This is a genomic window from Hydrococcus rivularis NIES-593 (genome assembly GCF_001904635.1).
GTDB classification, from domain to species: domain Bacteria; phylum Cyanobacteriota; class Cyanobacteriia; order Cyanobacteriales; family Microcystaceae; genus Hydrococcus; species Hydrococcus rivularis.
Genome location: NZ_MRCB01000010.1, coordinates 1 through 19349 on the forward strand (window position 1 = coordinate 1; position 19349 = coordinate 19349).

Here is a 19349-nt window from a genome sequence, read left to right on the forward strand (position 1 = left end):
CATGGATGGCTCCGCAGGATCAGCCTCACGAGAATTTTGTCTTCCCTGAGGAGGTTCTACCTCGCGGTAACGCTCTCTAAGTTACAGCTAATTGCGAAGGATGAGTTTTTTTCATCCTTCTAAAGTTGGTAGAAAGTATGAAGAAGCCCCCATTGTTGGGGCTTATTTTTATTTGTAACTGAGAGCGGCGCTATAAATATCTCCGACTAACAAACCACTCCACGGCTTCTTTAAGGGCGCGATCGAGTGGAGATTGGGGGAGATTTAATTCTCTGACAGCTTTTGAGGCATCGTAATACATCGGCTGTTTGGACATGCGAACGCCGTCGAGGGGAACGGAAGGAGATTTGCCAAAAGGAGCGAGGACTCGTTCTTCAACCCAAGCAACCGTTAAGGGCAACCAAAGCGGAACGATATTCTGAGGCGCATCTAAACCCGTAATGGCTGCTAATTGCTCTAATAATTCTCTGAGGGAAAGATTTTGATGACCTAAAATATAGCGATCGCCGCTTACTCCTTTCTCCAAAGCTAACCAATGTCCCTGCGCGACATCCCGCACGTCGATAAAGTTCAAACCCGTATTGACGTATGCAGGCATTTGCCGACGCAAAAAACGCAGAATGATATCTCCTGTCGGTGTCGGTTTAATATCCCAAGGACCGATAGGAGCAGAAGGATTGACGATGACCACATCTTGACCCATTCGAGCGGCTTTGACGGCTTCTTGCTCGGCAAAATACTTGGATTTTTTGTAGTGACCGACTAATTGTTTGACTGGACTTTGATGGGTTTCATCGACGGCTTCCCCCACTCTGCCAACCCCAATTGCAGCTACAGAACTGGTGTAAACGGTACGCTCTATCTTCGCCATTCTCGCTGCTGCTAGGACGTTGCGGGTTCCTAACACGTTCGATTCATATAGCTTTTCTCGATCTGCTTGCCAGAGAGAGTAACGGGCGGCGACGTGAAAAAGTACCTGACAACCCCGCATCTGTCGGTACAAATCTGGATCGTTGAGATCTCCTCGGACAATTTCTAGCTCTAAACCTTGCAAATTGTTCGAGCTACTGTTGGAACGCACGAGCGTTCGTACCGAGTATCCCTTGTCCAGAAGCAACCGGATGAGGTTAGCCCCGATAAATCCCGTTCCTCCTGTCACAAAAGCGCGTGTTGTCATAGGTGGTAATCAGCGATCGATTTTTATAGGAATTTATTCATACAGCTCGAAAGTGTCAAGAGAAATAAGACCGAAGGGCTTTTATAGTGGCGCAAAACTAAAAGTTATAAATATAATTCTAAAAACTCTTGTCAGAAGATATTAGAGTCTAATATTCTATGTAAATTAGATAGACAAAAAGATTTCTCTATGGAGAGAAATTCTGCTGAGGCTTCTGGTGGTAGAAAAAATGAAAAAAATATCTCTGATGATGTCTGTGGTAGTGGGAACCACAGTAGCAAATTTGGCTCTAGAATCCCAATCGGTTTATGGTGCCAACCTGAGAAATGGGGGAACTAACGAATCTGCCTTTATTTTCAACAACAGCATTACCAAAATCGGGGAAGTCGAAGGTCAAGCTGGCGGAGTTGGTAAAGAAATTTTCTTTGGTTTTAATGGTGCCAGTACGGGCACGCCACAGAGCAGTATCGATCTTCAATGGATAGATGAGAAAATCTATAATTGGAAGTTGACTTGGGATGCGACCAATAATAAGGCAGAATTAGCGATCGCACAAAGTTCGGGAATAATTGGGACGCTCAACTATACGTTTGCCTCTAACGTCCTCGATCGATTCAATGCCTTTGGCCTGATTACTAGAGCCGACAATCCTAGCTCTAAAGTAAAATCTAGAACCACCATAAAACTATCGATCGATCGGGTCGCCTTTAGCGATAATACTCGCACAAGACTAAATCGGTCTGTTAAATCTACTTCTGGAACCAAGCGATTTGATAAACAATTTTTTATCCTCTCTCCTAGAGATCGACAAAATGGAGTAGAGATTACTTCTATGTCAGGCACTTTTGCTATGAATTGGAACGCCATTAATCCTCAGAGACAAAATGCTGGTTCTCGCGTAGCCTTTGAAATTAAAATGTTCGATCCCCCAGTTTCTAATTCTAATAGCACTTCTGTTATTTCCGAAGCAGCTAAAACCCCTGAACCATCTTCAATGCTTGGTCTGCTGGTTCTAGGAGCTTTAGGTGCTACCGCTACAATGAAACGTAAAAGCCAATCAGAAAAAATCGAGAGCAATTAACACCAAATGATTCTCCTTCTCATCGATTTTTTCTTACCTTTTTCCAAACATTTTCGCCCACCCATCCTCTAGGAGCGTATAAAGCACGGGCACGACAATCAAGCTGAGCAAAGAAGAAGTTATCAATCCCCCAATAATGACCACTGCCATTGGTTGGCGCAACTCGGCTCCGGCTCCCCATCCCAACGCGATCGGCAGCATTCCTAAAATCGTCGAGGCAGTCGTCATAATAATTGGTCGCAGGCGAACGGCTCCAGTTTCTACGAGCGCCTCTTCTCGACTCAAACCAGATTCACGTAGTTGATTGGTATAATCCATCAAAAGTAAGGCATTTTTGTCGAGCAACCCTAATAAAAAAATCAAACCGAGCAGCGAAATGACCCCAAAGTCGCTCTGAGTTACCAGAAGCCCTAACATAGCTCCCACGATCGACAAAGGTAAAGACAAACCGACTGCGATCGGTTCCAATAATCTGCCGAAAAGCAATAGGAGCAGCGATAACATGAGAAAAATCGATAAAGTCATCGTCGAGCCAAAACTACCCAACACGTCGCTGCTGTGGGCGGAACTGCCCCATCGCTTTAGGGTAATGCCTTTTGGAAATATAGATTGAGCGATTTGTTCGATTTGCAAAGCAGCATCCTCTAAGCCTTGTTGTTGGGCGAGGTTAGCGCTGAGATAGACGACTCGTTGACCGTTGAGGCGCTCGACTTCTAAGGCGTTTTCTCCTCGTTTTTCTTGTCCTGAAAGCGCTACATCGACCAATCCCGGCAATTTTTCGACGCGAGTTTCGAGCTGTTGGGCAGTTTTACGCAAAAGATTGAGATTCTCGCCCAAGATGGCGATCTGAATCGGTTTTTCGGCTTCGGTTTGCACGAAGGGAATATCTTCAACGCTGGCGCTAACGCCTTTGAGAGTTGGTAGGGCAACGCGAATTTTTGCTTGGACTTCGGCGGTTGTAAGTTTGCGATCGCCTTTGAGCCGAACATAGAGTTTGCCTTTAGTGGGATCTCCTCGCAACCCAGCCGTGATAAAGACCGACTCCACTTCAGGAAAAGTCAAGACGACCTCTTCAAGTTGCTGACCTACCTTAATAGTTTTTCTAAGTAAAAGTCTTTCGGGAGATTTGGCTAAATTTTCCATCCAAGCGAATGCACTATCATTCGATTTTGGATTTTGGTCGCCGTTGTGCTGGAAGTGCAAGGTACTCCGCCTTCTGACGGCGGAGCCTGCTTGCACTTCGTCAATTCCAGCGGCGTGCGGCGACTGCGTTCCGCAGATTTTGGCGAAGCCGCCGCACGCNTCCTTGAACCGCTTCCGGGAGAACGGCGGATTTTGGATTGGTATTAGAGGTTCCTGACTGAAATTGTCCTGCTAGCTTGGGTAGGGGAGCAGTGTAGACGATATTAAATTCGCCGCGATCGAGTTTGGGAATAAAACCTTTGGGAATGAGGGGAATAAGGGCAATTCCTGAGGCAAAGCTCAAGATTGCTATTGCGACTACGACTTTACGATTGTGCAGCGACCAGCGAAGTAAATTTCGGTAATTATTGGCGATCGCGCCTTGGGAATTATTCCTCGCTTCCAGTCTTTGTAAAGATTCATTGCCATTGTTTCTGGGTTTGAGCCAGTAAACTGCCAAGACGGGCGATAAAGTTCGAGCAACCAACAAGGAGAACAGAACGGCGGCAGAAACAGTCAGTCCGAAGGGCTTAAAAAACTCGCCGACGGCATTTCGCATCAACGCCACTGGTACGAATACTGCGGCAATGGTTAAGGTTGAAGCCGTCACTGCCAAACCGATCTCATCGGTTCCCTTGATGGCAGCTTCTCTTGAATTTTCTCCTTTCTCAACGTGGCGAGCGATATTTTCGACATCGACGATCGCGTCGTCTACAACTATCCCAATTACCAATGCCAGAGCAAGTAAAGTAATGGTTTCTAAATTAAACCCCGCGATCGCCATTACGATAAAAGTTCCCAGCAGCGATATGGGAATGGCGAGAGCAGTAATTAGGGTCGCTTTGAAATTGCGCAAAAACGGAAAAATGACTAAGATAGCCAAAACGATCGCGCCGATCAGCGCATCAATCGTAGCTTGGGTAGCTTCGCGGATGTAATCGGCTTGCGTTTCTGCTAAAACTAGCTGTAGGTCAGGAAATTTGGCTTGTAATTGTTGGACGGCTTGCTCAACTTGAGTGACGACATCTAAGGTATTTGCTTGACTGTGCTTGATAATCTGGAGAGCGATCGCATCTTGCCCGTTAAAACGCACCCGCGTCGGCAAGTTAGGTCTAAGATCTCCCAATAGATTAACCTTGAGAACTCCCGGCAATTGCTCGATCTGCGGGACAATCTGTGCTTTGGCAATTTGAATTAATTGGCTGAGGCTTTTATTTTCACCTTTGATAGCGTAGCTAATTGCAGACGACTCGTTGAGATCGATGGGAACTACTTCAAAGGTTGTTTTTGGCGGTAGGGAAACTTGCGTTAAAGCTTCCTTAACTTTTTCCGTGGCAGATTCTAGCTTGGTTCCCGGCACGAATAAAACCTTGACAACCGTTTGTCCGGGATAGGTAGAAGAGGAAAGTTCGTCAAGTCTTTCTAGAGATTGAAGCGGTTTTTCGATTGGTTTGGTGAGTTGGTTTTCTGTATCTAGCGTTGTTTCTATCGGTGCTTGCGCGGTGACGACTACTACAGGAAAAGTAATATCGGGAAACAAGGCATATTTGAGAGAACTAAAGGCAAAAATTCCTGCCACGCTTACGGCAATCCAAAAAGCGATTGTTATTCGAGGAAATTGAATAGCAAGACGCGAAATATTCAGTCGTTCTCTCAAAGAAAGCTTGCGCGAAGACTGTTTCATCACCAAATTTAAGATAAACGCTAGCGATTGGGATTTGTCTGATTCTGAAAGATTCGTCGATTTGTCGTCGAAAAAGCTTGTTCTGTTATGGTTCTATCAAGTTATTCCTCGTACATAACTTCCTCAAAACAGGACTCTCCCACTGCTGTTAGGGTTTCTGCTGCTGCTGTATTATTTTTAGATTTTTTTACTAACGATCTAAATTCTTCAAGTGTATACCGAGAGCGAAATCGATTAATCGTGCAATTGCATAAATCTTCAGCTACGTCTTGGGGTAATTTTTCCCTAGTCGCTCGTTGAAGGCATTCTTTTCTATAATCTTCAAAAGTATATTGAGTAGATGAAGCTTGAGCTACGGATAATATTCGGCTTTTTGCTGGAGAGGATAGGGTTAGTTCCAGGATACCGATAAGAAAAAGGTTATGCAGTACTGTTTTCATAACATTTAATTAGGAAAAAACTTTCCTGGCAAGCCACAATAAGCACCTGTCCTCCGAAAGTGTAGTCTTTTGCTCTAATCTGGTCAAATAGTCCTACTTGAACCGTCTTCTAGAAAAAAGTTCCTTCTATAGAAACCGCAGAGCTTTTGCTATACTAATATAGGTGCTAAAGTGGCGACATAGCCAAGTGGTAAGGCAGAGGTCTGCAAAACCTTTATTCCCCGGTTCGAATCCGGGTGTCGCCTTATATCAATTTCCTCCTTTCTGACTACAGATGAAGAGAGAGGGAACTGTGGGAAGTGTGGGTGGAATTAAATAAGGGATTTGTAGCAAGCATTTTTGAAAACGATATCAGTGAAAAAGATTTCCAACTGGTTGAGTGACAAATCTTTGTCCCCTCATCCCTAAATCCTTTCTCCCACAAGGGGCGAAGAAACTTCAGACAAAACTCAACTAGGATCTCCAATCCAATGATGAGAAAAAATCCCTAACAAATTCTTGGAAGTTGATCGCCAACCAACATATCTACAATGCGTTCGGTGCCGAATAAAGTTTGCATCAGCACCACTCCCTGCGGCGAGTCGATTACCTCTCCGATAATAGTTGCCTTTTCTGCGGTAGGATGTGCCCTCATAGCAGCTAGAACGGTTTGGGCGCGATCGCTAGGAACAACTACCGCTAACTTGCCCTCATTGGCTAAGTATAGGGGATCGAGTCCCAATAGTTCGCAAATGCCTTGAACCTCTTCTCGCACGGGCATTGAAGACTCATACAGGCGTATTCCCACTTCAGAACTGAGGGCAAATTCATTGAGTACCGTTGCCAGTCCGCCGCGCGTGGCATCCCGCATCGCCCGAACCTCTGGGCAAACATCGAGAATGGCATCGACTAAGCTATTGAGTGGCTGAGAGTCACTTTCGATCGCGCTAGAGAAAGACAGTTCGCCGCGGGCAATTAAAATAGCCGCACCATGATCGCCGAGATAGCCATTGACGATAATTTTGTCTCCCGGCTGGAGGTTGCGAGCAGAAATGGAAACGTCAGGGCGAATTACGCCAATTCCTGTCGTATTAATAAAAATTTTGTCAGCCGAACCTCGGTGAACGACTTTCGTGTCGCCCGTGACGATTTTTACGCCAGCCTCATCAGCCGCCGCTTTCATACTTCTAGCTACTCGACGCAGCGCGTCTACGGGCAATCCTTCTTCGAGAATCATGCTACAGGAAAGGTAGAAAGGTTTTGCGCCGCTGACGGCAAGATCGTTTATTGTACCGTGTACGGCTAAGGAACCAATATCGCCGCCTGGGAAAAAAATCGGATCGACGACGTAGGAATCGGTGGTGAAAGCCAAGCGATCGCCAACAGCAATCAACTCTGCTAAACTGACTCTAGCTTGATCTTCTAGTTCTGCCAGCAGGGGATTATCAAAGCTACCGACAAAAATATCGTCAATTAAGTCGCGCATTGCTTTACCGCCGCTACCGTGAGCGAGAGTAATGGTAGCATCCCGTACCTTGGCGCGACGGCGGCGGACTTGTTCGACTTTTTGGAAAAGGGAATGTTGAGTCGGGTTAGTTGGATTATGAGTCATAGGGGCTGCCATCTCGATGCATAAAAATCCAAGCGCCAGCACGATCTGTTGCAATTAGGTCATCATCGGGGTAATTGACTGTATCATGGCAAGTGCGATCGCCAATCTCTAAGTAAATGACATCTGCACTAGAACGATTGAGTAAATAATGACCATTTGCTTCTCCTGCCGGAAATCCTGCTGCCATGCCCGATCTTAAGATTTGTTCGCCAGCATTGGTTACTAGCGTAGCTTCACCTTCCAAAATATAGATAAATTCATCTTGTTTCGTATGCCAGTGACGCAGCGCAGAACGGCTTCCCGGTTTGAGTTTGACCAGATTGACCCCAAAATTTTTGAGCTTTGCCACATCCCCTAGCCGTTTCTTTACTCTTCCTGCGACTAGGGATTTAAATTGTTCGGGGTAATTTGAACCTCTTCGTTCGGGTACGTCTTTGGGATCGATTATCATAATTACGCGCTAGCAGATTTATACAACCTGAGGCAAACTTCAGCAGGATCGATGCACTTTTCCTCTAGCGTAGCCGAATTGCTTAACTTTCGCGATCGAGTGCGTTAGACTTATCGTTAATGCACTTTTAGAATTTGTTAATAATTACTTAGCATGAAAAAAGCATCTAATAATACCTCTGGAGATTTTGAACGCAAAAAATTAGATGTCGATCTCTTAACGGTTTCATTAATTGCTTTGCTTATAACAATAGTTATTTATTTAATTGTACTTCCTTTTAGAACTTCTTTTATTGGTATTTTATTATATGACCGAGGTCTGACCCAACCTTTTGCAATCTATTTTGCATGTATTGTAGCAACTTTAAATTTTCTTAAGTTTATCAAGCTGCAAAAAGAGTTGAAAGCGCTCAAAAATTTTTGGATTCCTGAAACTATTCAGTTAGACGATCCCAATGCCAAAGATATCGTACAAGTCCAAAAAACTTTAGCAAGAGATGGTCGTTTAATTGCAATTCGTTGCAGCCGCGTTATTGCTGCTTATATTCAGTCAGGCAATCGAAAAGCAGCATCAGAATTAGCTTTAGATGATTCATCTTTTTATGTTAGTGCTTCGGAGTCATCTTATACTTTCCCGCGCATTCTGATTTGGGCAATTCCCTTATTAGGATTTATCGGCACGGTTTTTGGGATAAGTGAAGCCGTTAATGGATTTTCTGGGTTACTAGAAAAAGCGGCAGATGTCGAGCAAATTAAAGAAGGAATTGGAACGGTTACTACTGGTTTGGCAATCGCTTTTGATACAACGCTATTAGCCTTATTTCTTAGCGTTTTAGTGATGATTCCCTTAGTAGCGATCGAGCGTCTTGAGTCTCGATTATTATTGGGAATTGATGTTTATATTAACGACCACCTTCTGCCTCGTTTTAAAGATAAAACCGATCTCGACGAACAAGCGATCGATCGCGCGATCGATAAAGCTGTTAAAGAACATTTACCAGAGCCTGAAGCTTTAATTAAACCCGCCCATGAATATGCTCGACAAGCAGCAACAGCTTTAGCCCAAAACTTCGTTAGTGAAGTGAGCAAACTTCAAGAGGTTAATTCTAAACTTATCGAACAAATCGGTCAAGTAAATCGCATGGCTCTTGAAGACAGATATGCTTATACAACTGCCTTAGAAAAACAAAAAAATACCAATCAAAACTTGATCGCAGAAATTCGCGGCATTGTTGAAGCGATAAAAGGAAACAATGTATCTGTTTTGGAGAAACAGAAAGAAATCCATCAAACTTTGCTGGGAGAAATTCGCGATCTAATTGGGACAGTAAAAACAACTCATGCAGAAATGTCAACAAGTTTTGTCAGTCAAACGCAACAAATTAACGCTCGACTCGAACGCGCTTCACAAATGCTAGGAACTCGAATAGCCGATCTAGAAAAAGCAGCCATGCAGCTATCAGAAATTAATCAACTTACACAAAGTCTAGAACGGGTTGTAGCATCGCTAGAACAAGCTCGCTATTTAAATCAAGCTCTTATAGAAGTTAGAGAAAGTCTTATTCAGCTTAAACCCGCTTTAGAAAAAATGAGCAAGCCCCGCATTATTACATTCGTCGATTCAGAAGAATAAAATCCAAAATTAGTATTCAATTATGAGCAGACGTTCTCATTCTCGACCATCTATTGAAACAGAATTATTTCCTTTTCTATCGGTTCTTGCTTGTACGATTGGGACGTTAATTCTCTTAATTATTGTCCTAACAATGCAGCTTTTTACCAGCCAACGGGAAGTGGCTATAGTTGCTAAAAATAAAACCAATGAAATAGGTAAAAATAGAAGTAAAACTCCTCACTATATTGAATGTCGCCACGACGGAGTGATTATTCATCCCAGTCAAAAATTTGTTGCCCAAGAAAATTTAGAAGATCCAAATTCTGCTTTAATTAACTTGATCAGCGAAGTAAAAGCAAAACGCGATCGCGAGTATGTAATCGTTGCTCTCCGACCGGATGGGCTTGAAGTTTTTCAAAAAGTTAGAGATTTAATCGAAAAAGAGGAAATCGATATCGGTTACGAACCCGTCGAGAAAGATTGGAAACTTAAAATAAATAATTAATCTTTTTCAAGCTATTGTATTACAAATCAGGCTCTAGACACAAAAATGAACCGAAGAAGACATCTAAAACCTGCCCATCCTACCCAAAATTTAGATTCATTCTTAGATATTCTGACTAATACCGTCGGAGTGTTAATGTTTATCAGTTTGTTTATTAGTCTGATCTCGATTCAAGCTAGTACGACAATTCGCACTCCTTTAGTTTCTAAAAGCGAGAAAAAAGCACACTATTTTGAGGTTCGCGGCAATAGAGTTACTTATCTAGACGATGCAGCAATCGATCGCCAGCTAACTATTTTAGTCTCATCTTTGCCCAGATGCGATCGCCCCGATATCCCTCAGAATCTAGATTCAGATCTCTACCAATACTATCTCAGCGATATAGAAGAATACGAAGTTTGCACGAATAGAGTTTTCGAGAGATTGAAAGGCTTTCAAGCGCAGACGAAAAACTACAACGTGCGATTAGTCGGCGTAGATGCCATAATGTACGAACCCACAGGAGAAAATAGCGGCGAAACGATCAAAGAAATCGCCAAATCGGATTCCGAATTCAGAACCGTTTTAAGAAAGCTCAATCCTCAAACCGATTATCTCGCTTTTATCGTCAGACCGGATAGCTTTTCTGCTTTTCGTGCTGCCAGACAACAAGCTTGGGAAAAAGGCTTTGAAATCGGTTGGGAACCTCAGTCAGTAGAGAAACCGATTGTCTTTAATATCTCCGGTTCGGGCGGCAGAGCGGTGGGCGTACAATAGATCGGGATAAATACTTAAAATAGACGCGATCGCTGTTTAGCGCTACTTATTAAAAAATTCCTAAATTTAGAATAATTAGATGGAACGAAAAAAAATTTGTGTATTACACTATAACAATATATTCGGAAAAAATCTCAAGCTACTCGTGCTTGGATTGTCTATTCTAAGAGTCTCTGCTGTCTAGGATTAGGATAGATCGTTGGGAACTCTGACATGTAACCCAATCGATCGCTCATTGGTGTGAGGTCAGTCAATCGCGGCAAGTACGAAAATTAACTCTCTAGACTGATAGACGAGTTAAGCAAAAGTTCTAAGATCGAAAGCAAGTCAAGCTTGAAGTCTTCTTCTTCTAAAAGTCATTAGTTTCTTGTCTAAGACTCAGCAACAAATTCAAGTCGCTTTTTAGAGTGGCTTTATGGTTGAGGCTGGTAAAAGAAGCTAATCACAGCCTAAGTCGAGCAAGATCCTATCTAGCGTGTGATTTAGATCGTAGGCGCAAAGACTCTGAGATGACATCTTAATAAGTAGCGCCCCCAAAAATCGAGTAGACAGTCTAAAGACTGGCTGAGACGATCTATTTTCCGAAATCATCTCATTTAAAAATGGAGTTTGAAGATAAGGATGTGAAAAAAAACATGAACGTTACTCATTCTCATTTACTACGCTTTTTACAAGAAGAACTGGCTTTGCCTGCCGATTCCCTAGCAATCGCACAACGATCTGCCGAACAAGATCGAGGTCCGCTGCCAATGATTCTCTGGCAATACGGTTTAATCACCCTAGAAGAATTAGACCGGATTTATGACTGGCTTGAAGAGATTTAACGTCAGCGAACATCGGCAAGGAGTAAATCGTTAATGTCTAGACAACTCAATTTTAGAGACAACTATTTCTCTCAGGATTTCGGTTTAAAACATCGATTGCCAAAACCCTCAAATATAACTTCAAAGCGGGTCGATTTAAGACCCGCTCTTTTTTTCCCTCAAAAAAGCCTTGATAAGCTACAAGCGCGTTTAAATTAAATTCATTACTATTCCTTTAGATCGCTATTTTGTGCGGGATCGGAAGTTTGTTGAAGATAATGTACTTTGCAAGTAGCCCCGCGATACTTTCCTTCTATCTCCACTTCAGTGACGCTACTGGTAGAAGCCGGCGGTTCGTAGGTGACGCCGCGATACTTGCGGATCGTTTTTCTCTCAACTTCATTGGATGTAGAAGTAGCACGAAAAGCGTCGGCTTTCTCTTGCCGTTCTGTCTCAAGCTGACTTTCCAACTCTAGTTTCAACCAGAATTGTCTGACAATAATAAAAACCAAAACAAGAATTAAAAGCTGAACTTGCCAAGGTGCCATAACCAGAGATGCAAGGAGACTCATAATCGTCAATGCGCCAGTTAAATAGGCGATTTCATCGGCGGATTTTTGAGAGATGTAGCCACTTATCAGACCAGTAGTTAGGGGAATCAAGAAAAGCCAGCGCATAATTGCTACCTCGATGCCAAAGTAGAAATGTTTTAGCGAGTATATAAAGCGATCGCCACTAATTATCCTATTTTTTATGTCTTAGATCTGCTCGATATTTTCCGTGATCTTAAGTACATAATTCAGCCTTGACGAACCTATCTTCATGAAAACTTAAAAAAATGGGCAATAAATTTAAATTTTTCGTGAAGTTTTGATTTTTTCTGAATTTTAGCTGGCAAATTCTCCATAATAAATGCGAATAATAACTATTACAGCTTGTAGTCTTATATAGAATTAACCACGATATCCTGACAAGAACCTCTATGGATTCATCCGTTAGCTCTCTAATTCGGACATCTTACCTAGAACAACCGAGCGCAGAGCAAGCAGTTCATCCCTCCGTCTATAGCAAAAGGAAACGCTTAATCGATATTGCAGGAGCTTTAGTAGGACTAGGAATTACTGCTATTTTGACTGTTCCTATTGCCATTGCAATGCAATTCGATAGTCCGGGCCCTATTTTTTACAGTCAAGTTCGCTGCGGGTTGAGGGGAAAACCCTTCCGAATCTGGAAATTTCGCTCCATGGTAGTAGATGCCGACCAAAAAAAACATTTAGTTCGAAATCAAGCTCAAGGACATATCTTCAAAAACGAAAACGACCCTCGCATTACTCGCGTTGGCAGGTTTCTCCGTCGCACTAGCTTAGATGAATTACCCCAATTTTGGAACGTTTTGATGGGGGAAATGAGTTTGGTAGGAACTCGCCCGCCTACCCCCGATGAAGTTCAAAAATATGACAGCCATCATTTCGAGCGTCTTAAGGTCAAACCGGGCATGACCGGAGAATGGCAAGCCAAGGGTCGCTCTAACGTAAAAGATTTTGAAGATATCGTTCGCATGGATATCGACTACCAACGCCAATGGTCGATTCTATACGACCTCTATCTGATTTTCAGGACGATTGCCGTCGTATTCGCAGGCCAAGGAGCGTATTGAGGAAAGTAAAAAGTTAGAAGTAAAAAGGCAAAATAATAGAGAGAGAATTTCAAGGGCGAATTACCGTTTTTGATTTTTACCTTTTGCCTTTTACCTTGACTGATGAACTTACCAAACTGGATCACGTTTTCTCGTCTATTAGGATTGCCATTTATCTTCTATTTTTTGCAGGTGCCAACTCCTCAAAATCGCTGGATTGGCTTGGCAATCTTTTTGTTAGCAGCTAGTACTGATTGGGTTGATGGCTATTTAGCACGCCAACTCAACCAAATAACGGAGCTGGGAAAGTTTCTCGACCCTTTGGTAGATAAGTTACTGGTACTAGCTCCCCTGTTAGTCTTAATTGAGTTAGAGAAAATTCCTGCTTGGGGAGTTTTTTTAATTTTAGGACGAGAATTGGCGATCGCAGGTTGGCGCATCAATCCCAATTTGACAGGCGAAAGCTCTATTAAAGGGGCTAATTTCTGGGGCAAACTAAAAACTGTCAGTCAAATCATCGCCGTTGCGCTTTTGATTGCCCCATTATCAGAAGCATGGACTATCCTATCGCTGGTCGCTTTTTGGATTTCCGTTCTTCTTACTTTGATTTCTGGCGTTATTTATCTGTTACCCCAAAAAAGTAGCTATTCCTCTTCAGCAGGCTGAAAATTTGCTATTTCTAGCATCTTCGACTAACTAAATTCACCTCCCATGAACGAAAAGCTGCTGCTGGATAAATCTTGCGATCGCAGAAACTTTACCATTCCCATGAACGAAAAGCTGCTGCTGGTTGAAGCGCTTTCTGAGAATCGGGATAATTATAAATCTCGTTTTGAGGCTCTTGCGATTCTAACAAGAGGCTGCGAATGAATCTCGCGATCGCTTTTTGCACTAATTTCTCGACTATTTGTTGACCCATTTGTTGAGTTTTTGGCTTAGTTACCAGTTGCGTTAGCATGGGTAGCAAATGCATTGGATCGAATCCGGGCGTTTCTTGTAAGATACGCAAGATATTTTTTAGATGTTCGATAGTCTGAGAATTCTTTCTCAACTCTGGGGGAGTTTCTTGCACGGCTACTCCCACTTGTTCGCGAACGGCAGCCGACCAATTAAACAAAGTTCGACGACCAACAAGATCGATCGCATTAACTAATTCATCGACTAATTTCTCGCGAATAAATGTCCCGCGATCCGAAAAGAGAAAATCGATCGCTTGATTTAGTGCGCTACTGAAATCATAGTCGGGGGAATTTTTGGCATTTCGTAATAAATTTTCCAGTCGATTCCAGCGAAAACTCCCTTCTTTAAATAAAAGGTCGCGCAAGGACGATCGCAATTGCGGGGAAGGATCGGTAAGCAAGCGTTTAGCGATATAAGGATAGGCTTTACTCAGAACTTTAAAGTTAGGGTCAATACCGATCGCAATTCCTTCTAAAGTTACCATCGAACGAATAATTAAAGCATAATATGCCGGAACTCTGAAGGGGAATTCATACATCATTTCCGACATTTGATCGGTAATGCTTTTGAAATTTAACTCCGCTACGCTTGCTCCTAAAGCATTTCCAAATACCTTCGCTAAAGCAGGAATAATTGGACTTAAATCGGTATCGGGCTTAAGAAAATCTAACTTGACATAATCATAAGCCAAAGCTTCAAAATCTCGGTTCACTAAATGCACGACTGCTTCGATCAAACCGTAGCGTTGATAAGGCTTGATATTGCTCATCATGCCAAAGTCTATATAAGCTAATTTTCCATCGGTCGTAGCCAATAGATTGCCAGGATGGGGATCGGCATGAAAAAAACCGTGTTCTAGCAGTTGGCGCAGAGAACAATTAACGCCTACTTCTACTAAATGGGCGGCATTAATTCCTTGCGCTTCAATGGCTTTAATATTAGTTAGTTTTGTCCCGTCGATCCATTCCATTGTCAGAACGCGCCGTCCCGTGTATTCCCAATAAATTTTAGGCACGTAAATTTCAGGAAGATGCCCGTAGAGTTCGGCAAATTTTTCAGCATTTTTGCCTTCGTGGCAATAATTCATTTCTTCAAAAATTCGGCTGGCGAGTTCGTCAGTGATTGCCACTAGATCGGAACGGATTTGCTTAAGATTTTTCTGCGCCCAGCCAGCCAAAGAACGCATGATATAAATATCTAAAGTAATGCGTCGAGCTAAATCGGGACGCTGAACTTTAACGGCAACTTTTTCTCCTGTTCTCAACCGTCCTTGATAGACTTGTCCTAGAGAAGCAGCTGCGATCGGTTTTTCAGACAGTTCTGCATAGATTTCGTCTGGTTTGGCACCGAGTTCTTCTTCAATAAAGCGATAAGCAATTTCATTAGGAAATGAAGGTAGTTGATCTTGTAGCGTGGTTAATTCCTGAAGATAAGCTGGTGGAACCAAATCGGGTCGCGTCGAGAGAGCTTGCCCTACTTTAATATAGGTAGGTCCTAAATTCGTTAACATTTCTCTGAGTTGAATTGCTCGTTTTTGTTGATTGCGTTCGAGTCTTCCGCTAATTTTGTCCGTCCATAGCCTGAAAGCAAAAAAAATAAGCGGCAAAATAATCTCAATCAATCGTCCTAAAACCTGGAAGGGACGAGAGCGATAATAGGCATTAATAACGTCTGGATGGTAGCGCCAACTTTCAGGGTCCTTATCGTTTACCGGTCCTAGGTTTTCTCTGTGTTTTTCTGGAATGTGCAGCGGCCGATCTTCAATCGTTACAATGTCTTGAGATTGCAACGTTGGCGATAGAGTAGTTTGTGACATAAGCTTAAATCCAGGCGTTTGGGGATAGACCCTTTTAATAAAAGGTTAGGATATAGTTTGTCTTTTCTCTTTGTAAACTATTGTAACAACTTCCCTTCCAAGTCGTATTGGTAAATTAAATAAAGTGTGAGTAGTTTAGGAAGCTAAAATAACTGATTCCACTTTACGCCAAGGGAAGTTGACAAAGGGATCGCTTCTTAGAATTCTCTATTCTGAATTCAGAATTTAAAATGCTTTCTTGCTTGCGGATAAAAAACTTTGCTCTGATCGACCAACTAGAACTGGAATTCAGTCGGGGTTTAACCGTCCTGACGGGGGAAACAGGCGCGGGAAAGTCGATTATTTTAGATGCAATTGACATTGCTTTGGGGGGGAAAGCGAATAACCGCCTAATTCGGCAAGGCGCTCAACAGGCAATTGTAGAAGCGACGTTTCGGGTGAATGCCGACGTTCGAGCTTGGCTACAAGAGTTAGAGATCGATCTACTAGAAGATGAAAGCGTGGTTTGCTCTAGAGAATTGACCGTTGTGGGAGATTCTTTGCGATCGCGTTCTCGGATCAATGGCATACTCGCTAACCGTCAGTTGATGGCGAAGTTGCGCGATCGCCTGGTAGAAATTACCGCTCAAGGTCAAACCGTTCAATTAATGGACTCTAGCATGCAAAGAGAGTTGCTCGATCTCTATGGTGGCAGACCCCTATGGCAACAGCGCGAAATAGTCGCCTCTACCTATAATATCGCTCAAGCGGCTAGATCGGCTTTAGAAAAACGCCGTCAATCGGAGCAGCAAAGATTACAACGACTAGATTTACTAAACTATCAAGTCAAAGAACTAGAGTCTGCTAACTTGAGCGAACCAGAAGAACTCGAGCAACTCGAACAAGAACGCGATCGCCTCGCTCACGTCGTCGATTTGCAACAATTGAGCTATCAGGCTAACCAGATTCTCTACCAAAGCGATAGCGAACAACCCGCCGTTGCCGATCTATTGGGACAAGCGGAATCTATCTTAATGGATATGGCTAAATATGACGAAGGGATCGAACCGATTCTAGAAATCATTAGAATGGCACTCAATGAAGTCATCGAAGCGGGACATCAAATTAATACCTATGGCGACGGATTAGAAGCCGATCCCGAACGACTCGCAGAAGTAGAAGAAAGAATTCTTTTCCTAAAACGCCTCTGCCGCAAATATGGAGCGAGTTTAGCCGAAGTCATTTCCTATTATCAACAACTACAGCAAGAACTTGCCGAATTAACCGATAGCGATCGATCGGTAGAAAAACTAGAAGCTGAAGATCGAATGGCTCAAGAAAATTTAAATCAAGCTTGTCAAGAGTTAACCAAGTTACGCCAACAAGCCGCTACTAAATTAGAGAAACAGTTGACTGAAGAATTAAAACCCTTGGCAATGGACAAGGTAGTTTTTGTGTGTCAAATCGATCCTTGCCCTCCCACGGCGACGGGTAGCGATCGCGTTGTTTTTTATTTTAGTCCCAATGCGGGAGAAAAAATTCAACCGCTTGCTAGCACCGCTTCTGGCGGCGAAATGAGCCGATTTTTACTCGCGCTCAAAGCGTGTTTTTCTGACTCCGAAAAGCAATCGGGGACGTTAATTTTTGACGAAATCGATGCGGGAGTATCGGGAAAAGTCGCTCAGGCAATTGCTGAAAAACTTCATCATTTAAGTCAAAAACATCAGGTTTTGTGCGTTACTCATCAACCCTTAGTAGCAGCAATGGCAGATTCCCATTTTCGAGTAGATAAACAAATTATTGAAGAATTCCCCTCAGACCTACAAGATAATAACGGTCAGAGTCATCTGCCAGAAATTCGGACGGTTGTAAGGGTGAGATCGCTAGAAAATCTTCAGATGCGGCGCGAGGAACTGGCACAACTGACAGGAGGACATTCGGCAGAAGATGCGATCGCGTTTGCAGAGTCTTTATTGGCGAAAGCTCAAGCGGCGAAAGGGTTGAGCGTAGAAGAGCCTCACGCAGAGGCGCAGAGGCGCAGAGGAAGGAGAAAGCGTTAATCTCAATATGATTCGAGCTACTTTAGAACAAATCCAACAAATTCGCGCTCATGCAGAAAACACTTATCCTGAAGAATGTTGCGGTTTGCTGATAGGGAAGATTGAGGGAGAAAACAAAATTCTGATAGAAGTGATAGCGACAGAAAATAGCTGGAATGCAGAAGCAACAGAGTTTTTGTCCGTAGAGGCTGGGAGTAAGCAAAATCGCTTCAGCATTGCGCCAGAGGTTTTGTTTCGGGTACAGAAGGAAACGCGCGATCGCAATTTATCTATTATTGGCATCTATCATTCTCATCCCGACCATCCTGCCATTCCCTCAGAATTTGACCGCGCGATCGCTTGGCAGCAATACTCGTATATGATAATATCCCTAAGTCAAGGACGTGCCGTAGAGATACGCAGTTGGTTTTTGGATGAAAATCGTCAATTTCAACCCGAAAACAATTTCTCTAACCAACTATAGCTAATTTTTCTATTGGTTCACAATTTTAAAACCTTTGGTAATTATACCAACCATGACAATTCTCGCTCGAATGCCTAGATGTCCGCTATCAGATAACGCGATGAAACCTTGGATGTCTATGCCTATCGATTGGCTGAAAGGCGAACCCACTCCCTATGGAGAAATTTATTGGTGTGAGGAATCCCAATACGGACTTGTAATGCCGCGTCCGGATCGAGAATCGGTACGAAGCTTTTACGATTTGAAAGCTTATTATACTCACGGAAGCAATCATGTTACAGAAAGTGAAAAAAATACCTTTTTAGATTGGCTTCGCGTTAACATTGCCTGGAGATTCGATCGAGGAACTGAGATAACAGCCAATTTTATCGATCGCTCTCTTGCGGGTAAAATATCTAGTATTTGTGAAATCGGTTGCGGCAACGGCGAATTACTGCAACAACTAAAAGAGATCGGACATAAGGTTTGCGGGGTAGAACCCGATGAAAAAGCGCTTGCCTTTCTCAAAGACCTAGATGTTTATCCTGGGACAGCAGAAGAAATGCCCACAGCCGTTATGTCGCGCTCTTTCGATCTAGTTATTATCAAACACGTTCTCGAACATTGCCTCGATCCTTTAGTAGCTTTGAGGAATGCATACCAGCTACTTCGTTCGGGTGGGATATTAGTCTGCGAAGTCCCTAACAATTGTGCGCTGCAACTGTCTTATGATGGAGTCACTTGGCCCTTTCTCGATATACCGCGCCACCTAAACTTCTTTACACCTACAAGTCTGCGTGCAATTTGCGAGAAATCGGGTTTTAAGATGCAGTCTTTATTTTTTAGAGGCTATACTCGGCAATTTAGTAATTCCTGGATTAATACGCAAGCTTTCATTTGGGATCGCCTTAGAGACGCTCAAGCTCAAGCCGATGCCTATCCATTACCGAAGAGAATCTCTCAAGTCCGCGTCTGGAAACACTTATTCGTTTCTTTATTGGCTCGTGCTGAAAAGAAATATGACTCTGTTGGTATCATAGCAATACGACCATGAACCTTGTTAGTTTTTTTGGAGCCTTGTGTTGCAAAAACGAAAAGCGATCGTCTAGAGAAGCCATTGGCAGACCGAATAAGGCATTTAAGAACATTTGCTGAAGTCCTCTAGAGAAAGC

At 43.1% G+C, this 19349-nt stretch carries 16 protein-coding genes, 1 tRNA gene and 2 pseudogenes; 12 read left to right on the forward strand and 7 right to left on the reverse strand.

The window, feature by feature from the left end; genetic code table 11:
• Window positions 1-80 (forward strand): annotated as a pseudogene (locus NIES593_RS25505) (photosystem II protein D2); the annotation flags it as partial.
• Between the two features lie 110 nt (window positions 81-190).
• Here NIES593_RS25505 and hpnA read toward each other — a convergent pair.
• Entirely contained in the window at window positions 191-1177 is a 987-nt protein-coding gene (gene hpnA / locus NIES593_RS10130; RefSeq protein ID WP_073599473.1) for a hopanoid-associated sugar epimerase, read from the reverse strand.
• 229 nt (window positions 1178-1406) lie between these two features.
• Between hpnA and NIES593_RS24065 the strand changes: the two genes are divergently transcribed.
• A complete protein-coding gene (locus tag NIES593_RS24065) occupies window positions 1407-2258 on the forward strand; it encodes a PEP-CTERM sorting domain-containing protein (protein ID WP_073599474.1) in 852 nt (283 codons plus the stop codon).
• A gap of 33 nt (window positions 2259-2291) precedes the next feature.
• Here NIES593_RS24065 and NIES593_RS25770 read toward each other — a convergent pair.
• Both NIES593_RS25770 and NIES593_RS10150 read right to left on the reverse strand, forming a co-directional pair.
• A pseudogene (locus NIES593_RS25770) lies at window positions 2292-5124 on the reverse strand (efflux RND transporter permease subunit).
• Window positions 5125-5225: 101 nt separating this feature from the next.
• Window positions 5226-5564 carry a hypothetical protein gene (locus tag NIES593_RS10150; RefSeq protein WP_073599477.1) on the reverse strand — a complete coding sequence of 113 codons (339 nt, stop codon included), beginning with the start codon at window positions 5562-5564 and terminating at the stop codon, window positions 5226-5228.
• Window positions 5565-5737: 173 nt separating this feature from the next.
• Between NIES593_RS10150 and NIES593_RS10155 the strand changes: the two genes are divergently transcribed.
• A tRNA-Cys gene (locus NIES593_RS10155) sits at window positions 5738-5809 on the forward strand.
• A 242-nt stretch (window positions 5810-6051) separates the two neighbouring features.
• Here NIES593_RS10155 and hypE read toward each other — a convergent pair.
• Together hypE and NIES593_RS10165 are read right to left on the reverse strand one after the other, a co-directional pair.
• Complete coding sequence (hypE, locus tag NIES593_RS10160) at window positions 6052-7155, reverse strand: hydrogenase expression/formation protein HypE (protein ID WP_073599478.1); 1104 nt, start codon at window positions 7153-7155, stop codon at window positions 6052-6054.
• On the reverse strand, window positions 7145-7606 hold the full coding sequence (locus NIES593_RS10165; protein WP_073599479.1) for a cupin domain-containing protein: 462 nt from the start codon (window positions 7604-7606) through the stop codon (window positions 7145-7147). Before NIES593_RS10165 ends, hypE begins: the two co-directional genes overlap by 11 nt.
• Before the next feature lie 153 nt (window positions 7607-7759).
• On the opposite strand from NIES593_RS10165, the gene NIES593_RS10170 reads away from it, so the two are divergent.
• The 4 genes from NIES593_RS10170 to NIES593_RS10185 all read left to right on the forward strand — a co-directional run bounded on the left by NIES593_RS10170 (window position 7760) and on the right by NIES593_RS10185 (window position 11305).
• Complete coding sequence (locus NIES593_RS10170; RefSeq protein WP_073599480.1) at window positions 7760-9238, forward strand: MotA/TolQ/ExbB proton channel family protein; 1479 nt, start codon at window positions 7760-7762, stop codon at window positions 9236-9238.
• Between the two features lie 22 nt (window positions 9239-9260).
• Window positions 9261-9725 carry a hypothetical protein gene (locus NIES593_RS10175; protein ID WP_073599481.1) on the forward strand — a complete coding sequence of 155 codons (465 nt, stop codon included), beginning with the start codon at window positions 9261-9263 and terminating at the stop codon, window positions 9723-9725.
• Between the two features lie 45 nt (window positions 9726-9770).
• Window positions 9771-10481 (forward strand): hypothetical protein, encoded by a 711-nt coding sequence (locus NIES593_RS10180; RefSeq protein ID WP_073599482.1) that lies wholly within the window; start codon window positions 9771-9773, stop codon window positions 10479-10481.
• A 635-nt stretch (window positions 10482-11116) separates the two neighbouring features.
• Window positions 11117-11305 (forward strand): DUF2949 domain-containing protein, encoded by a 189-nt coding sequence (locus NIES593_RS10185; protein ID WP_041392677.1) that lies wholly within the window; start codon window positions 11117-11119, stop codon window positions 11303-11305.
• Window positions 11306-11511: 206 nt separating this feature from the next.
• Here NIES593_RS10185 and NIES593_RS10190 read toward each other — a convergent pair whose 3' ends face one another.
• The gene (locus NIES593_RS10190; protein ID WP_073599483.1) at window positions 11512-11961 is read right to left on the reverse strand and encodes a DUF4278 domain-containing protein; all 450 of its coding nucleotides are present in this window, start codon (window positions 11959-11961) and stop codon (window positions 11512-11514) included.
• Between the two features lie 305 nt (window positions 11962-12266).
• On the opposite strand from NIES593_RS10190, the gene NIES593_RS10195 reads away from it, so the two are divergent.
• Together NIES593_RS10195 and pgsA are read left to right on the forward strand one after the other, a co-directional pair.
• Complete coding sequence (locus tag NIES593_RS10195; protein WP_073599484.1) at window positions 12267-12941, forward strand: sugar transferase; 675 nt, start codon at window positions 12267-12269, stop codon at window positions 12939-12941.
• Window positions 12942-13043: 102 nt separating this feature from the next.
• A complete protein-coding gene (gene pgsA, locus NIES593_RS10200) occupies window positions 13044-13586 on the forward strand; it encodes a CDP-diacylglycerol--glycerol-3-phosphate 3-phosphatidyltransferase (protein ID WP_073599485.1) in 543 nt (180 codons plus the stop codon).
• Window positions 13587-13677: 91 nt separating this feature from the next.
• Here pgsA and NIES593_RS10205 read toward each other — a convergent pair whose 3' ends face one another.
• The gene (locus NIES593_RS10205) at window positions 13678-15696 is read right to left on the reverse strand and encodes an ABC1 kinase family protein (RefSeq protein WP_073599486.1); all 2019 of its coding nucleotides are present in this window, start codon (window positions 15694-15696) and stop codon (window positions 13678-13680) included.
• Between the two features lie 230 nt (window positions 15697-15926).
• On the opposite strand from NIES593_RS10205, the gene recN reads away from it, so the two are divergent.
• From recN to NIES593_RS10220, 3 genes are read left to right on the forward strand one after another with little or no spacing between them, the layout of a single operon-like run.
• The gene (gene recN, locus NIES593_RS10210; RefSeq protein ID WP_073599487.1) at window positions 15927-17735 is read left to right on the forward strand and encodes a DNA repair protein RecN; all 1809 of its coding nucleotides are present in this window, start codon (window positions 15927-15929) and stop codon (window positions 17733-17735) included.
• Between the two features lie 7 nt (window positions 17736-17742).
• Complete coding sequence (locus tag NIES593_RS10215) at window positions 17743-18198, forward strand: M67 family metallopeptidase (protein ID WP_073599488.1); 456 nt, start codon at window positions 17743-17745, stop codon at window positions 18196-18198.
• A 52-nt stretch (window positions 18199-18250) separates the two neighbouring features.
• Window positions 18251-19231, forward strand: coding sequence for a class I SAM-dependent methyltransferase (locus tag NIES593_RS10220; protein WP_083602409.1), 981 nt, complete (start codon window positions 18251-18253; stop codon window positions 19229-19231).
• Window positions 19232-19349 lie beyond the last annotated feature (118 nt).

Bases quoted from the DNA above. Each gene is read 5' to 3' on its own strand.
- hpnA (WP_073599473.1), bottom strand. From the start codon at position 1,177: ATGACAACACGCGCTTTTGTGACAGGAGGAACGGGATTTATCGGGGCT.
- NIES593_RS24065 (WP_073599474.1), top strand. From the start codon at position 1,407: ATGAAAAAAATATCTCTGATGATGTCTGTGGTAGTGGGAACCACAGTA.
- NIES593_RS10150 (WP_073599477.1), bottom strand. From the start codon at position 5,564: ATGAAAACAGTACTGCATAACCTTTTTCTTATCGGTATCCTGGAACTA.
- hypE (WP_073599478.1), bottom strand. From the start codon at position 7,155: ATGACTCATAATCCAACTAACCCGACTCAACATTCCCTTTTCCAAAAA.
- NIES593_RS10165 (WP_073599479.1), bottom strand. From the start codon at position 7,606: ATGATAATCGATCCCAAAGACGTACCCGAACGAAGAGGTTCAAATTAC.
- NIES593_RS10170 (WP_073599480.1), top strand. From the start codon at position 7,760: ATGAAAAAAGCATCTAATAATACCTCTGGAGATTTTGAACGCAAAAAA.
- NIES593_RS10175 (WP_073599481.1), top strand. From the start codon at position 9,261: ATGAGCAGACGTTCTCATTCTCGACCATCTATTGAAACAGAATTATTT.
- NIES593_RS10180 (WP_073599482.1), top strand. From the start codon at position 9,771: ATGAACCGAAGAAGACATCTAAAACCTGCCCATCCTACCCAAAATTTA.
- NIES593_RS10185 (WP_041392677.1), top strand. From the start codon at position 11,117: ATGAACGTTACTCATTCTCATTTACTACGCTTTTTACAAGAAGAACTG.
- NIES593_RS10190 (WP_073599483.1), bottom strand. From the start codon at position 11,961: ATGCGCTGGCTTTTCTTGATTCCCCTAACTACTGGTCTGATAAGTGGC.
- NIES593_RS10195 (WP_073599484.1), top strand. From the start codon at position 12,267: ATGGATTCATCCGTTAGCTCTCTAATTCGGACATCTTACCTAGAACAA.
- pgsA (WP_073599485.1), top strand. From the start codon at position 13,044: ATGAACTTACCAAACTGGATCACGTTTTCTCGTCTATTAGGATTGCCA.
- NIES593_RS10205 (WP_073599486.1), bottom strand. From the start codon at position 15,696: ATGTCACAAACTACTCTATCGCCAACGTTGCAATCTCAAGACATTGTA.
- recN (WP_073599487.1), top strand. From the start codon at position 15,927: ATGCTTTCTTGCTTGCGGATAAAAAACTTTGCTCTGATCGACCAACTA.
- NIES593_RS10215 (WP_073599488.1), top strand. From the start codon at position 17,743: ATGATTCGAGCTACTTTAGAACAAATCCAACAAATTCGCGCTCATGCA.
- NIES593_RS10220 (WP_083602409.1), top strand. From the start codon at position 18,251: ATGACAATTCTCGCTCGAATGCCTAGATGTCCGCTATCAGATAACGCG.